11 protein-coding genes and 4 pseudogenes are annotated in these 15,342 nt (G+C 40.3%); 8 read left to right on the top strand and 7 right to left on the bottom strand.

Annotation, left to right across the window (positions count from 1 at the left end; translation table 11 throughout):
• Positions 1-256 precede the first annotated feature (256 nt).
• From ACX27_RS30850 to hpsP, 5 genes and pseudogenes are all read left to right on the top strand, one after another.
• Positions 257-373 (top strand): photosystem II reaction center protein I, encoded by a 117-nt coding sequence (locus ACX27_RS30850; protein WP_015114068.1) that lies wholly within the window; start codon positions 257-259, stop codon positions 371-373.
• Between the two features lie 404 nt (positions 374-777).
• Positions 778-3,442, top strand: a pseudogene (locus tag ACX27_RS11520) (DUF3769 domain-containing protein).
• A gap of 229 nt (positions 3,443-3,671) precedes the next feature.
• Positions 3,672-5,339, top strand: coding sequence for a hormogonium polysaccharide biosynthesis protein HpsL (gene hpsL / locus ACX27_RS11525; protein ID WP_062292274.1), 1,668 nt, complete (start codon positions 3,672-3,674; stop codon positions 5,337-5,339).
• Positions 5,340-5,417: 78 nt separating this feature from the next.
• Positions 5,418-6,440 carry a hormogonium polysaccharide biosynthesis glycosyltransferase HpsN gene (gene hpsN, locus ACX27_RS11530; protein WP_062292276.1) on the top strand — a complete coding sequence of 341 codons (1,023 nt, stop codon included), beginning with the start codon at positions 5,418-5,420 and terminating at the stop codon, positions 6,438-6,440.
• A gap of 195 nt (positions 6,441-6,635) precedes the next feature.
• Positions 6,636-7,813, top strand: a pseudogene (hpsP, locus tag ACX27_RS11535) (hormogonium polysaccharide biosynthesis glycosyltransferase HpsP).
• Here hpsP and ACX27_RS33685 read toward each other — a convergent pair.
• The 5 genes from ACX27_RS33685 to ACX27_RS11560 form a co-directional block, all read right to left on the bottom strand.
• Positions 7,810-7,956, bottom strand: coding sequence for a hypothetical protein (locus ACX27_RS33685; RefSeq protein WP_235526599.1), 147 nt, complete (start codon positions 7,954-7,956; stop codon positions 7,810-7,812). The pseudogene hpsP and the gene ACX27_RS33685 overlap by 4 nt on opposite strands.
• Positions 7,957-8,287: 331 nt before the next feature.
• Complete coding sequence (locus ACX27_RS11545; protein ID WP_062292279.1) at positions 8,288-9,409, bottom strand: substrate-binding domain-containing protein; 1,122 nt, start codon at positions 9,407-9,409, stop codon at positions 8,288-8,290.
• Position 9,410: 1 nt separating this feature from the next.
• Positions 9,411-9,965, bottom strand: a complete 555-nt coding sequence (locus tag ACX27_RS11550; RefSeq protein ID WP_062292282.1) for a hypothetical protein — start codon at positions 9,963-9,965, stop codon at positions 9,411-9,413.
• Between the two features lie 36 nt (positions 9,966-10,001).
• The gene (locus ACX27_RS11555) at positions 10,002-10,727 is read right to left on the bottom strand and encodes a hypothetical protein (protein WP_062292285.1); all 726 of its coding nucleotides are present in this window, start codon (positions 10,725-10,727) and stop codon (positions 10,002-10,004) included.
• 24 nt (positions 10,728-10,751) lie between these two features.
• The gene (locus ACX27_RS11560; protein WP_062292288.1) at positions 10,752-12,464 is read right to left on the bottom strand and encodes a VWA domain-containing protein; all 1,713 of its coding nucleotides are present in this window, start codon (positions 12,462-12,464) and stop codon (positions 10,752-10,754) included.
• 293 nt (positions 12,465-12,757) lie between these two features.
• Between ACX27_RS11560 and ACX27_RS11565 the strand changes: the two are divergent.
• A pseudogene (locus ACX27_RS11565) lies at positions 12,758-13,397 on the top strand (peroxiredoxin).
• 185 nt (positions 13,398-13,582) lie between these two features.
• Positions 13,583-14,155, top strand: a complete 573-nt coding sequence (locus tag ACX27_RS11570) for a Uma2 family endonuclease (protein ID WP_235526600.1) — start codon at positions 13,583-13,585, stop codon at positions 14,153-14,155.
• A 46-nt stretch (positions 14,156-14,201) separates the two neighbouring features.
• On the opposite strand, the pseudogene ACX27_RS35705 reads toward ACX27_RS11570, so the two are convergent.
• Positions 14,202-14,525 (bottom strand): annotated as a pseudogene (locus ACX27_RS35705) (IS630 family transposase); the annotation flags it as partial.
• 64 nt (positions 14,526-14,589) lie between these two features.
• Positions 14,590-14,979, bottom strand: coding sequence for a helix-turn-helix domain-containing protein (locus ACX27_RS11575; protein ID WP_062292294.1), 390 nt, complete (start codon positions 14,977-14,979; stop codon positions 14,590-14,592).
• A 120-nt stretch (positions 14,980-15,099) separates the two neighbouring features.
• Here ACX27_RS11575 and ACX27_RS32370 point away from each other — a divergent pair, with 120 nt between their 5' ends.
• Entirely contained in the window at positions 15,100-15,273 is a 174-nt protein-coding gene (locus ACX27_RS32370; RefSeq protein ID WP_158507373.1) for a hypothetical protein, read from the top strand.
• Positions 15,274-15,342 lie beyond the last annotated feature (69 nt).

Raw genomic sequence — 15,342 nt, forward strand, 5'->3', positions numbered from 1 at the left:
TGAATGCCAGGAATAAGAAAACTTCTTAGCCTTCTACCTCCTGCCTCCTACCTCCTGCCTTCTGCCATAAAACAACCCACAGCATGAGATAATATCCGAACTTGTGCCATACTCTATGGGGTAGTCATAACATAGCCTCCCCTCTCAACAGAGTGCGCTCAAAACGAGACAAGATTTGGGTAAGATAAAGGAGCTATCTTTTCTGCATAGCAGATACCGAGAGAAGCTTTTTCCGACCCCCTTTGGAGATATTTCTATGCTGACTTTAAAAATCGCTGTTTATATTGTTGTTGCCTTCTTTGTGACTATCTTTGTCTTCGGATTCTTGTCAAATGATCCTGCTCGTAACCCTGGTCGTCGGGATTTAGAGTAAGAACAAGACAAATTATCCGCGACTGCCGGAAGGTGGAAAACACTCACAGTCACAGACAATTGCTTGCTATCCTACGGGAAAGCTTTACGCTTAAATACTGATTAGCAGTTGCTACACAGGGAAAATCCGCAGCCATTGGCTAACACGGAGTTTCCCTTCACAGTAACTGGGTTTTTACTAAAGTAATAGTAGTAAAATATACTACTTAGAAAACTGGCATCAGTTGAGGCGATCGCAAAGTTGCTCCCCAGTAGGAAGGCGTTTTCTAGCAGCGTCCTAGACAGTGCGATTTCCTCTTTTTAGCAGCTTGCTGCACGTAGGCAGAAAGCAAAAGTCGGAAGACACAGGTGTTCCCATCTTTCCGGCTATTCGTTGGCTATTTGTTAGGTTAATATTGCCCAGATATGCTTCACCCAGTTCTGCCGCCTGCGCCGCCTCCTGTTATTGAACCGATCCAATCGACAAATTCTCTGTCATCAGTTGACAAGACTCAAACTCATGCTTTTGTAGAACCAGCTAGTGATGCCCAAAACACTGCTGAAAAACCAGAAACTGCCAAAATTGCCGATACTAAAAATCTATCACCTCAATTAGTACCGATCGCATCAACTTCAGATAATTTAGTCACGACAAAAACTCTACCCACTCCCCATACACCAGAAACATTACCCTCAGCACTGTCGCCGTTTTCTCCCTCCAGAAATGCTACAAGTTTAGGGCAACCACTCAGCATTGGTTATGGCGTTCAGTCAGGGAATGTGATTGGTGAAAATCCTTTACAAACTGGCGCATCTGTTCAGCAATTCCCTGCACCCGCAAAATTTGTCACTGAACCAGTCACCCAGCCAGCATCGGCAGAAAAAATCCCCGCACCCGCAAAAGTCGTCACAGAAAAAATTACTCAGCCGTCATCTGTTCAGCAATTCCCCCCAGCCGCAAAAGTCGTTGCTGAACAAGTGACTCCACCAGCATCACAAAGCACAACCACACAGCCACAGCAACCAAAAACTATTAATCTTTCGGGGAAATTTAGCGACCATATACCTAACACTCAGCCAGTTCAAAATATTATTGAGTTTAAATCTCGCAGCCTCACCAGCCAATCAAATACCCCAACAAATATAGAATTTAAATCTCCCAGCCAAACAACTCCACAAACTACAACTTCTCCCACTCCCCAACAACCATCACAGACAACCACACCAGTAGTTAGAGAAAGAATTGTGGAAGTGATCTCAGACCGCCAGGAATATGATGAGCAACGACGAATTGTGACGGCGGAAGGTAATGTGGTGGTTCGATTTGATGGGGCTGTAGTGGATGCTGATCGCCTACAAGTGAATTTAGCCAATTTAATTGCGGTTGGGGAAGGGGATGTTGCCTTAACCAGAGGTGATCAAGTATTACGTGGTCAACGTTTTACTTATAACTTTTTGCAAGACAGTGGGGAATTGGAAAATGGCAGAGGCGAAATTTATATCCCCACATCCTCTACAGATTTGGGCTTTTTACCTGCTGAGAATACCCCTGGTGGTTTACAACTCAGACCACCAAGCGATCGCATTCGTGCCAATCAACCCCTCACCAATGTTCAAAGTCCGGGCGAAGTGAATGTGGTTGTCGGTGGTCGTGGTGCAAGTAATTTACCATTATCAAAACAAGGTGGACAAGTTAAGCGACTGCGATTTGAAGCCAGACATATCGATTTTTATCCACGGGGTTGGCAAGCCAGGGATGTGCGAATTACCAATGACCCATTTTCACCTCCCGAACTAGAGTTACGGGCGAGTAAAGTTACCCTAACACGCCAAGCCCCATTAATTGACCGTATTAAAACCGAACGTCAGCGTTTGGTATTTGATCAAAGTCTGAGTTTACCCATCCCCGTAGATAGCCAAACTATTGACCGCCGAGAACAAGAAGTCACTCCGGCAATTGTTTCGCCTGGTTATGATGGTGACGACCGTGGTGGTATATATTTGGAACGGGGTTTTACACCCATCAATACCGAAACAACAAGTTGGACAATTACACCACAGTTTTTTTTACAAAAAGCCATTCAGTCAGGAATAGAGAATCCGGCATCTGTGTTTGGTGTGAGAAGTAAACTAAATTCGGTTTTAGGCCCAAAAACAACACTGCGCGGTTCAGGAGAATTAACGAGTTTTGACTTGAGCCAACTAGACTCAAATCTGCGAGCGAGTTTGCGACTGCGGCAAGAATTAGGCGATCGCAATCCCCATCTTTTAAATGTGGAATATAGTTACCGAGATCGCTTGTATAACGGTTCTCTTGGCTTTCAAACTGTCCAAAGTAATTTAGGGGCAATTGTCACCTCACCGATTATTCCTTTGGGGAAAAGTGGTATTAACCTCGACTATCAAGCAAGCGCACAATATATTACTGCTAATAGCGATCGTCAAGACTTATTTAGCACCAACATTGGTCAAACAATTGATCGTGTTTCTTTAGGTCGTTTACAAGCCAGTGCCGCTCTTAGTACTGGTGTGTTTCTCTGGCAAGGAAAACCATTAGCCACCACAGCTACCGCCGGATTGCGTTATACACCTAGACCTATAGTTCCTTATATACAAGCAGTAGCTAGTATTAGAGGTACTAGTACTTATTACACCAATGGTGATGACCAAACCAATCTCATTGGTTCAGTTGGCTTACAAGGACAGATTGGGCATTTTTCCCGTCCTTTTTTTGATTACACAGGCTTTAATATCATTTACTCTAGAGGCTTAACTAGCGGATTATCGCCTTTTTTTGTTTGACCGATTTGTTGATAACCAAGTCCTGAGCGCGGGAATTGTTCAACAAATTTATGGGCCATTTCGGATTGGTTTTCAGACCTCAATTAACTTGGATACAGGCAGAGAAACCAGTACAGACTATGTTTTGGAATATAGCCGCCGCACCTATGGCATTACCCTACGCTACAATCCTGTCTTAGAATTAGGCGGTTTCAGCATTCGCATTAGTGACTTTAATTGGACTGGTGGTACAGATCCATTTTCGACTAACCAAGTGACACCTGTGGTTGGAGGTGTGCGCCAAGAATAATCTTGGGAGTGGGAAGTAGAAAAAGAATACTTTTGGACTTACTACAACTTAGTATCAGCAAGTTTTTGCGTCTCATTAGACACCAGCTGTATCTATGTTATTATCGGGTTTTAACTTTCGGGATTGAGTAATTAGCCATCATCAACCAGAAAAAAGCACTGGAAAATTTATATTTCTGACTCAGTAACCAGCACTTTTTATACAAAGGCTAACAGGCTAGGGCGCTGCTATGGCAAAAGTAAAATCAAAAGTCCAGAAATCAAAAAACTCAAAAAAGCAGCCTAAAAAGGACGCACCGACTCTTAGCCTCCAAGAAAGGTTAGCCCAAAAGCGTCAAGCAAATAAAGCCCGCAAAGAATTCATGGATTTACTCACTAAATCCTTATCTGTTGCGTTATTTTTAGGCTTTTTGCTGTTTTTAGGTGCCGGCATTAAGGCCGCGTTACCTGCTGTCTTGGGGGTAATGGTTATGTCTTTTTCTTATAAATACCCCCGTCAGGCTTTAATTGCCTTTATCATATACGTTCCCTTTGGCGGCACAATTACTTATTACATTGGTAATAGCCCGATTCTACAATTGGCTAAAGATTCATTCTATATCCCAGTCGCGATCGCACTTTGGCAGATTTGCCGCCAACAAAAGCTGCCATTCGTTATCCCCAAAGCAATTAAAATTCCTTTGTATTTTGTCTTAGCTTCCAGCTTACTAACTTTGGTATTTATTAATGGTGGACAGCAGCTTAACCCCCCACCCGCAGGTTTATTCAAAACACCTGCTAAAGAAATACCTATCGGCTTAGGAATTTTAGGTTTAAAAGTATTTTTAGGTTATGTACCTTTAATCACTTGTGCGTATTATCTCATTCGTGATAAAAAAGATTTTTTGAGGATAACACGCTTACAAATTATTCTCATCATCATTTGCTGTGCGCTAGGATTTCTGCAATACATACTATTAGTAGTTGGCATTTGTGAAGGTACAAGAAATTTAGAAGGTGCGGCTTTATTTAAAGCTACACTTGATGCCCGATGTTATTTTGGTGGAGCTTTAGTTTATAGTCCCAGCCAAGGAATTATTCGCCTACCTGGAACATTTGTTGCTCCTTGGCAATGGGCATGGTTTTTAATTTCTAGTACCTTTTTTGCCTTTGCTACAGGCTTTTCTGACCCGTCAATTTTTTGGCGGTTAACAAGTTTAGGTTCTTTAGCTTTAATCTTCGTCAATGCAGTAATTTCGGGACAAAGAATTGCTTTAGCTTTAGTACCGACTTGCTTTGTGATGCTGCTATTACTTACTGGACAAATTGCTAACTTTAAAAGGTTTATTCCTATTGGGGTAGGACTAGCAGTAATTTTGGGAATTGCAGTTGTGACTAACCCGGTAGTTGTGCAAGAACGGCTTGATAGTTTTTTGGTACGCTGGAATGCTTCACCGCCACAAGACTTTATTATCGCCCAATTTACGGAAAACTGGAAAAATGTAGACACTCCCATAGGAAGCGGTTTAGGTCGAGCGACTAACTCGGCGCGTGCCTTGGGTGAGACTAAGTTAGTAGAGACATACTATCCCAAAGTTTTATATGAGGTTGGGATTTTTGGTGTATTAGGTTTTTTCGCTTTAGTTAATGTCCTGACATTTACAGGGTTTAAAACTTATCGTTCCCTAAAAAACCGTAATTTCCGCAGTTACGGAGCATCGATGTGGGTGTTTATATTGTTTATTAGTTATAACACTTACTACTATCCTTTAGATGTTGATCCCGTAGCTGTGTATTACTGGTTTGTTGCGGGAATACTATTTAAGTTACCAATACTGGATAAACAAGAAAAAGAAGATGCTGACCCTGAAAACACCAACAAGAAAAAAACGTCTAAAAATCAAGTTTTAATTGAGTGAATTTCTCTGAGATTTTACAAACATAACCACGGGTAATTCTACTATCAAAGTAACCAATTTATTTGAGAATGCAATTACATGAATGATTTGCCTTTAATTTCCGTAATCATCCCGACCTACGGACGAGAGGAACCACTAAAAGATAGTATTGTGGATGTTCTCAATCAAGACTATCCCCATTTTGAGGTTTTGGTGGTGGATCAATCGCCAAAACACCAGCCAGAAGTACAAGCTTATCTGGAAGAAGTAGCTGCTTCAGGTAAAATTCAATGGTTTCGGTTGAATTGGGCTAGTTTACCTGGGGCGCGAAATTATGGTGTGCGGCGGTCATCTGGAGACATAATTTTATTTATTGATGATGATGTAAAATTAACGCCTGGCTTTTTAATGGCTCATGCAAAAAATTATTTACAAAATCCAGAAATTGGGGCTGTGGCTGGGCGAGTTTTTGACAGAATGAAATTAAGCGAATCTGGAGGTAAATTACAGATTGAATACCTTCCTCCCCAAGCCATGAATCCTGGTCTTGCTTGGCATTATCTGGATTTAGTACATACGATTAGACCCCAACAGGTGCTAACAGCTAGGGGTTGTAATATGTCATTTCGTCGCGAGATTTTTAGTAAGTATAGTCTGAGATTTGATGAGAGATTTCGCGGGAGTGCTGTACGGGAGGAATCAGATTTTTGTTTGCGTATCAGACAGACAGGATATAAGATTTGGTATGACCCAGAAGCACATTTAATTCACTTAGGTGAAGAAACAGGTGGGTGTCATGATATTAGTACGCGATCGCTCAAATATCAATTCACTTTCTATCATAATAATTTCTTGATGGCATTGAAAAACCTGACTTTTAGTGAATTTCTACAACTATCTGCTAGTCTATTTGATTGTCAGGTTATGGGACATCCGCCTTGTAACAAAAATGGTTCTTTTGCGGCGATTTTGTCCCGTGGTATGTTCTATGTTTTAGGTTTTATGAATGCGTTATCTAGTGTAATTCAATCCCTCTGGAATGATGGGCAGACTTATACTAAGTTGGATCAACAATCCCAAATGTTAGTTGTTGATAAACAACCGTCGATGTCTGCTAATTGAAAATTGCTGTTGCAGTCTTTAGATCCCCGACTTCTTAAAGAAGTCGGGGATCTGATGCAAAATTGATATGAAGAAGCAGATAATTAGCCTGCGAAGGTGATTACTAAGCTTGTTGAAGTGTAGGCTTTGTTTGTATAGCCCTAGACTTCCAGTCTGAAGGGTTTATATGCAGCCTCTTAATAAGATTAAATTAAAATGCGTATACTACAAATTGTTCCATCGATTTCTTTAATTTATGGTGGCCCAAGCCAAATGGTATTAGGGTTAGCGCCGGCTTTAGCAAAAGAAGGTGTAAAAGTTACTGTTCTGACAACTGATAGTAATGGTGATACTGGTCAACAACCTTTAGATGTACCTTTAAATCGCCCAATTCAACAAGACGGTTATGAAATAATTTACTTTCGCTGTGCGCCATTTCGTCGCTATAAATTTTCGCTGGATTTACTCAATTGGCTAAAAAGTCATGCTAACGAATTTGATTTAGCACATATTCATGCTTTGTTTTCTCCTATTAGTAGTGCAGCCGCGACGGTATGTCGTGAAAAAAAAATTACCTTATATTTTGCGTCCTTTAGGTACTCTTGATCCGGCTGATTTACAGAAGAAACAACAATTAAAAAAAGCTGTATGTAGAGTTGATTGAACGCCAAAATTTAGCAGGTGCAGCAGCGATTCATTTCACTAGTCAACAAGAAGCAAAAATATCGGAAAGATTTGGAGTTAATACAAAAGATTTAGTAATTCCTTTGGGTGTGAAACCGACGCAAAGAATTTCATCAAGTGCAGTACGCAGCCAGTTAGGTATACCGGAGGATGTGCCTTTGGTGCTATTTATGTCGCGTATTGACCCCAAAAAAGGCTTGAATTTGTTGATTCCAGCTTTAGAAAAACTCTTGGCAAATGATAGCAAGTTTCATTTTGTTTTAGCTGGGACAAATCCTCAAGACCCAGACTATGAAAACAAAATCAAATTTCAAATCGAAAATTCACCATTGCGATCGCATACTACCATTACAGGCTTTGTGAGTGGTGAATTGAAAGCTGGTTTATTGCAAGCTGCTGATTTATTTGTTTTACCTTCTTATTACGAAAACTTTGGTATTGCGGTGGCTGAGGCTATGGTAGCAGGGATACCTGTAGTTATTTCCGACCAGGTGCATATTTGGCAGCAAGTAGGCGATAGTCAGTCGGGATGGGTGGGTAAAAATGATGTATCTTCGTTGTTTGAGTTATTGCAACAAGCTATGCAAAATCCCCAAGAACGCCAACGTCGGGGACAAAATGCTCAAAAATATGCCTTAGAAAATTTTAGCTGGGATGCGATCGCACGCCAAATGATTCAAGCTTATCAGCAATTGACTGTGAAAATTTAGTCATGAAATGTTTGGCGTTCTGTTTTCATCACTTTTCCGGCTTCATCAAAGTGTATTTTAAATTCAAACCACGCAAAATCCCCAAAGGGTGCTGCACCATCTTCACCATAACGCCAAGAATCACCATCATCTGATGAAGACATCTGTGTGGGTAAAATTTTCGATACTTCAGCTTAGGTCATTCCTGGTTTGATACTGTCGAACTTTTGCAGTGTAAAACCTGGAGGTAATTTAGTATCAATTAAAGGATTGAAGATAAACACACTTTCTGTGAAACATTGTAAGTATACCCCTATAGGTAAAACAAATATCACAAAAAATACTATTAATCCTTTAGTGAATTCCATTTTTTAACTCACATCCCGCAATTAAAAAAAGTTAGGGGTTTAAGTCCCCGACTTCTATCAAGCCGCCAGTGTTGTGGCTCTTTCTAAATTCCCGTTACAATACGGAAAAAGCGAATTGCGAATTGCTTTAATTCGCCCTTTCCCATTGGCGTTGAATTTCTGTAATTGTTTTGCTATCAGGTGGTGGAAGAATTTTCACACTCGGTTTAATTTCTACGCCAGGAATATTTTGATTCCACGGACTATTCGGTACAGTTTTTAAATCAACCTTATTATTCACCGGACGAAAACCATAGCGAACAAATACTGCTTGTTGTTCTGGTTGGGTGAGAAAGTCTAAAAACTGCTTGGCGGCTTTTGCTGTACCTGCGCCTACATCTCGTCTGACAATTGCGGCGGTGGCTGTAGTTTCAATTGATGGGTCTAAATAATAAACTTGGTATGGTCTGCCTTTACTGGCGGCTGATTGTTGCCAACGATATAAAGCTACACTTTCATATACAGTAGCGACATCCGCATCATTAGCACCTCTAACAATAAATTCTTGTAGGAGAATATCTGTAGAACGAGGCGGTTGATAAACTGATTTTTTAATTAAACTAAATAGTGTCTGCACTGAGGAGTTGTTGAAACTATCGGTGTTGATAGTTCCACTCAATTTTGATTGTGTCCACAGGTTCAAAGTTAACTGACCACTATTAGAACGAGTGGGGTCTGTGGTGACAAAATCAAAACTACCCCAGTTACTTGAACCGCCAACTTTTCCCCAGTTACCAGCTTGCATTGCTTGTTCCAGTTTTGACCATTGAAAGCGCCCATTAGGAAAGAGGACTTTACCCCGTTCTGGCCAAGCGATACCTACTAATAGAGTTTTTGCTAGTGGTTGGGGATTTTCATAAAATGGTTCAGTTTGGGTGGTAGTACGGAGGCGATCGCTTAATTCTGTTAAAATTTCCCCATTAGCAGGAATTAACACCGCAGGTTTAAAATCATTTTTCTGGTCAACATAATTGTTCACCATATCCTGAGAACCCTGAAATTTCAGTTCTAACTTGATATTGGGATTTTCTTGCTCAAATTTTACTTCTAGTTGTTGCAGTGGTTCTTGTAGTTCTGTACCGCTAACAATGACCACTGTTTGCTGTAAACCAGGAATTGGGGCGTAAGTTAAACCTAATGCTGCTGCGATAATGGCGACAGAGGTAAAAACTTGTTTTCTGCGTTTGAATTGAGATTTTTTAGGTTTCATATTATTTTGTTTTGTTTAAGAAGTTATTTGCAATAACTAATATAAAGGCACATAAAGTCACAAGAAATAAGAATAATAAAGCCATACAAAAGACAACCATAATGTTGAGTCCTATCAAGATTGTCAGCAAATCTAAAGCACTCAAATAAGTATCTTTAACTATGATTTCTAAGGATGCTTGACCATTATTACTTAGTAGTGTTTCTAGCCGTTCTTTATCTGCTAATGCCGGTTTTAAATTACTCCCGTAAAAATATAGTTTTTCTTCTTGATTATTGGTTTTGAGGTAAATATAAGTCCCCGCAGGTAAATCTTCTTTAAAGACATAATCTTCTACCTCTATACCCGTTAATCTAAATGATGTTGGCGTATTTGACCATAAACCGTATATATGGCTAACCTGCTGCTGACATTTGACATAATTAGGTTCAAGTCGTTGACATTTTAAGTTAACTGATTTACCAAGTGTCAACACCAGCATAGGGATAACTATCAACGACTCGGCAAAGATGACAGCGAAAGTAAACTTTTTGAGATGGCTGATTTTTTTCTGCATATATAGGAATCCGTTTTGATTCCTGAACTTATGATTTCACTGTCTTACTACTAAATCCAGATTTTCTGCAAGGCTGTTGAGTTCATCAGCAATTAATTGCAATCCGTTAATTTGCTCAGAATCAGTTAAATCAGATGTACGTAATCTTGTTTGCAGTTTTTGTAATACACCTGCAAAATCTTGAATTAAAGTCGCAATATTGATAACTCTGGCGAGGCGACTATCTTCACCTTCTTGTGCTAACTGTATATTACGTTTTAGACTCTCTGCCAACTGATTGAGATGTCGTTGAGACACCCCAGAACTAGCTGGTAATTTGGTTTTCACTTCTGTAAGTTGCTGTTGTAAAGCTGCGATAGAAAGGAGTGAATTTGTGTGATGTAGACTAACTCCTAATTTATCAAGTTTAGTTGGAAGTTCGGCAGCGCGATCGCAACTGATTAAAACCGTTGTCAACAGTTCCACATGAAAAGTATCAGTTAATAATTTCTGCACCTCCACACGCATAGTATTAGATTGATTAGCTAATGCCAAAGCTGACGATTTAACTGTTAATATTTCCCGTTCTAAAGCTGGGTTATCTAACTCTAATACCTCAGCTTCACGAGACTTGAAAAAACTCGCACCAGCTACCGCTACACCAGTCGCCACAGGTAACATTACCAAACTAGACAAATTCCCCAACCGCACCCCAACAAACAGAGTTAAACCACCAACCAAAATAGCCAACGGATAATACAACGGATTGACTAACTTCACCATAAAAAACTCCGCGTACCTTTGCGTTTAAAACTCCACCTGTAAGTTTGACATAACCTGTGAAATCGTCTCAGGATTACCTTGAGAATAATAGCCTCCATTTAACTCAGCAATTGCTTTTAAAACATCCGGTTGAAATTCACCTTCTTTACCATAACCAATCGTAAAAAAGCCAATTCTTTGGTCAGTTGCAAAACCGCTTTTTTGCAATTCTTCTTCTAATTCATTCAACTTAATATTTGAACCAGCGTCTTCACCATCAGTTAATATCAGCACAGCGTTAATTGCATCTTTACGCAGATTTTGTTGTAGCCAATTTCTCGCTTCTAAAGCTGCATCGTATAATTTTGTCCCACCATCAGCTTGCAGTCCATTGATGAATTGCCAACCGCGATCGCGTCCTTGGGGTGTACCATCGACTAATACAGGCGGACGAATTACCGAATCAAAATCAATCAAGGCAATTTGTTCTTTCGGCCCCAAGTTCTTAATATAGTTTTGTAAAGTATTTTGTACAGCAGGCAATTTATCACCCGACATTGAACCAGAAGAATCAACAACAACCACCACCAACGATGGTTTTTTCGCCAATTCTTGCCAAGATTTTAACATTGCATCCACAACTTCTGGCTTTGGTGGACGCAAGGAATCATACTTGGCTTGGGCTTCTACACCAAATTCAGGACGAAACTTAGCACCTAAAGCGACTCCTGGGGTTCCAGGACGTAAACCCAAATCTGTCGCAATTTTTTGTGTTTCTGGCGATCGCCAATAAGTGATAAACTTTTCCGCAGCAGCTTTTTCATCTGCGCTTACCCAAGGTGCATTCGGGATAATCGCCCGCATATTAGAGGTAAAAGTAGCTTTGGGATAAACAGCTTGATAACGCTGCTGTCCTGTTGCTAAACCGGAATTGGCTACAATTACACTCGACTCGTATACTGAACCAACCGAAGCCCAAAATGGCCCATTCTTGACCATTGCTTGGGCGAGAGAATTAGTCGAAACCCCGTAACGAGTAATTTTGCTTTGGATTTGCTGAATTTGGGGTTGAAACTGCTGCACATCCGCCACAGTGATTTCTTCAGGACGCTTACCTGATACGCTGGCGTATTGGGCGACCAGAGTCTGCAACCCAGAATTAGAACGAGTCGGGGCAGAATGTACATAATGAACTGTTAAAGGTGGCGAAGTTGGGTCAATATCACGGTGAGTTTTAGCCGTCACCAAAGCTTTGTAAGGATCTGCAAATTTCCGCAAACCATTGGCGATATCAGCTTGCGCCATAAAAACCATTGGCGTGTTCGCAACCAGTGGTGATTCTGTGATTTCTGGGATGTAATTTTTCCCCGGAAAAATTTGATTCATCCGGTAAATTAACTGACTGTGATATATGTCCCCATCTAGAGAAATAATTGTCGGAAAATCTGGTGCGTTGGCTTGTACTGTCCCCTTTTGCAATTGATTGGCTAAAGCCACTACCTCAGTCACAACATCACCACTACCCAAAGATTCGCATTTCACTCGAAAAGCTGTACCATTATCTAGCTTTGGTTGGGTAGCATTAAAATTTTTCGCCGCTTGATTACAAAAGTCACCCAAAGCACTACCGACTAGTAACTTGACTGTTAACCCTGAAAAATTATTATCAGAAGTTGAATCAGTGTTACATCCCGTGACTAACACTAAAGTAGAGATTGCTACAAGATTGGTAACAAACCGAGACCTTTGAAAAACCATGCACTTCTCCCAAAATGATGAGTAATCTAGCAATCTCTGCAATCAAATAGTAAATTCTGCTTCTATTGTGCGCTCAAAAAGTTAATTTTCAGTTAATTGGTTAAGTGTAAAAGATAAACATTATATCTGTATAATAATCAAGCCGCATCTAGTTACACAGCATCTCTCCCTGCCTCCGTGCTAAGGACTTAAAATTTTGTAACAAATAGCTAAAAGCCGATAGGGAAACCGATGTTTTATGGGATGATGGCAAAATAGACTACATCTGCCTCTTTATCTACAGGGAATCTCTTATGGCTCTCCGTCTTGGTGATACAGTACCCAACTTTACACAAGCGTCTACACATGGCGACATAGATTTTTACACATGGGCTGGTGATAGCTGGGTGGTGCTGTTTTCTCACCCTGCTGACTACACACCAGTTTGTACAACTGAATTAGGTACAGTTGCCAAACTCAAACCAGAATTTGATAAGCGCAATGTTAAAGCGATCGCCCTCAGCGTTGATGATGTAGAATCTCATAACGGCTGGGTAGGTGACATCGAAGAAACTCAAAACACCACCCTTAATTACCCCATTTTGGCAGACGCAGATCGTAAAGTTTCTGACCTTTACGATATGATTCACCCCAATGCTAACGCTGCTGTCACAGTGCGTTCCGTATTTGTAATTGATCCCAACAAAAAAACTGCGTCTTTCCTTCACTTACCCCCCCAGCACCGGACGCAACTTTGATGAACTGTTGCGGGTAATTGATTCACTACAACTCACCGACAATTACAGCGTAGCCACCCCTGCTGACTGGAAAGATGGTGATGATTGTGTAATTGTACCTTCTCTCAAAGACCCAGAAGTATTAAAAGAAAAATTCCCCAAAGGCTACCAAGAAGTTAAACCCTACTTACGGATGACTCCTCAGCCTAATAAGTAATGAATGCTGAGTGCTGAATACTTAGCACTCGGTAGATAAATTTTTAATTCAGTTTGTGTACAAGACGCAAAGAATAGTTTATCTTTGCGTTCTTTTGTATTTAGATAAAAATGAAAAATCAAGCCAGCTTTTAAAATATGATGCTGCCATCACCTTTAATTCTACAAGTGCCGCCATCAATACAAATGACAGACCAACAATTCTTTGATTTCTGTCAAGTAAATTCTCATTTACGTATTGAGAAAGATAGATTTGGACACCTATCAATTATGTCGGCTATTGATGAGAAGATGGCAAATCTTAGTGGAAGTATCTTTGAGCAACTGCGTGTTTGGTCGCAACAACATCATGCAGGTATAATCTTTGATGCAAAGACAAGATTTAAGTTATCAACAGGTGCAAATAGATTACCTTATGCTGCTTGGATGAAATTAGACCGATGGAATACATTTTCGTCAGCACCAAAAGAATGGTTTATTCCTACTTGTCCTGATTTTGTAGTTGAAATTAGATTCATCAACCAGAACCTGCAATTAATTCAAGAAAACATGGCAGAATATATGCAGGAATCAGAAATAAAATTAGGCTGGTTAATAGACCTTCAGCATCGCCAAGTATATACAGCACTTTGCGAGACTAACTGGTACAGTAGCAGCAGTGAGAAAAATAGTTTTGAAGTTGCTGACTGGAGCATAAAAGTACTCCAAGAGCTAAGAGTTGTTCGACGGCAAATTTATTATGTGGAGAAAACTTTCTGATAAATGCCTTGAGTTGCCACCATAAATGTTCGATGGGATTAAATTCTGGGGAATAAGGTGATAAGTAAACGACTCTGGCACCGACGGACTCTATCATCTCCTTGATACCTTTGATCTTGTGTGCCCTCAAATTATCCATTACTACTACTGCTCCGGGCCATAATTGAGGCAATAGTTCTTCTTGAATAAATTGTTTGAAGTCATCACCCGTCATAGATTTGCCTAATGTCTTCATTGCTAGGATGGACTTGTGGCTGATTGCCCCGACGACAGTTACCCGACTTCCACGATAAAATGGCTTGACATCATACACCCGCGTTCCTTTTTTACTTCTGCCCAGTTCCCGCATTAACCCTAGCAATATTCCCATTTCGTCCAGGAACACCAAGTCATCTACAAATACATCCCGGATAATTTCCCAATACTCTAACCGTTTATTTTGTGTTGTTTCTCTGTGACCTTGGCTGCTTTTGAGTGTTTTTTTTGACTGTCAATTCTTGTTTTTGGAGAAATCTGCACATTGCACTCTCACTCAATCTGACTCCTGTTTTTTCTCCCCAATATTCACAATATTCGGCTAGGGTATAATCTGGAAATTCCGCCACCATTTCCTCTATCTGGTGTTCATAACCAGACAGTTGACTTGCTTTTCCTCCCGTTGCTGGTCTTGGCTGTAACGTTCCTTGTTCCCGTTTTTGCTTTACCAATCCTTGCACTGTATTTTTACTTACCTTGAATCTTGCTGCTACTTTCCTAATTGATGTATTTCCTGCTTCGTAAACACTAATTATTTTCTCTCTTAAATCTATTGAGTATGGTTTCATCTTATTTTTTACTTTATCTTCTTAAATATTGTGCCTAACTGTTACGCAAAGTGCTGTAGTAACACTGCGAATTTAGTATTAGCTGGTGGGTTTGTCCTAAATGAACAAGGTGTGAAAAATGTGGGCAATGGCTATGCAGGAACTGCTGTTAACATTGATGATGCTAGTGCGATTTTTTCTCTTCCTAAAGTAACAAAAGAGGGATTAATCGACAAAAATTATTCAAGGAAAAATGTGAAGCAAAATTTAGTGGGATTGCAGACATCCCAGTTGATTCCAGAGGATAAATATTAGTTGGTTATGTGTGGGATCTAGCCAAATCTATAAACACTCAAACTCTATATTATCTACATCAGTTGGCAC

The sequence above is a fragment of the Nostoc piscinale CENA21 genome (genome assembly GCF_001298445.1).
Taxonomy (GTDB): Bacteria; Cyanobacteriota; Cyanobacteriia; order Cyanobacteriales; family Nostocaceae; genus Nostoc_B; species Nostoc_B piscinale_A.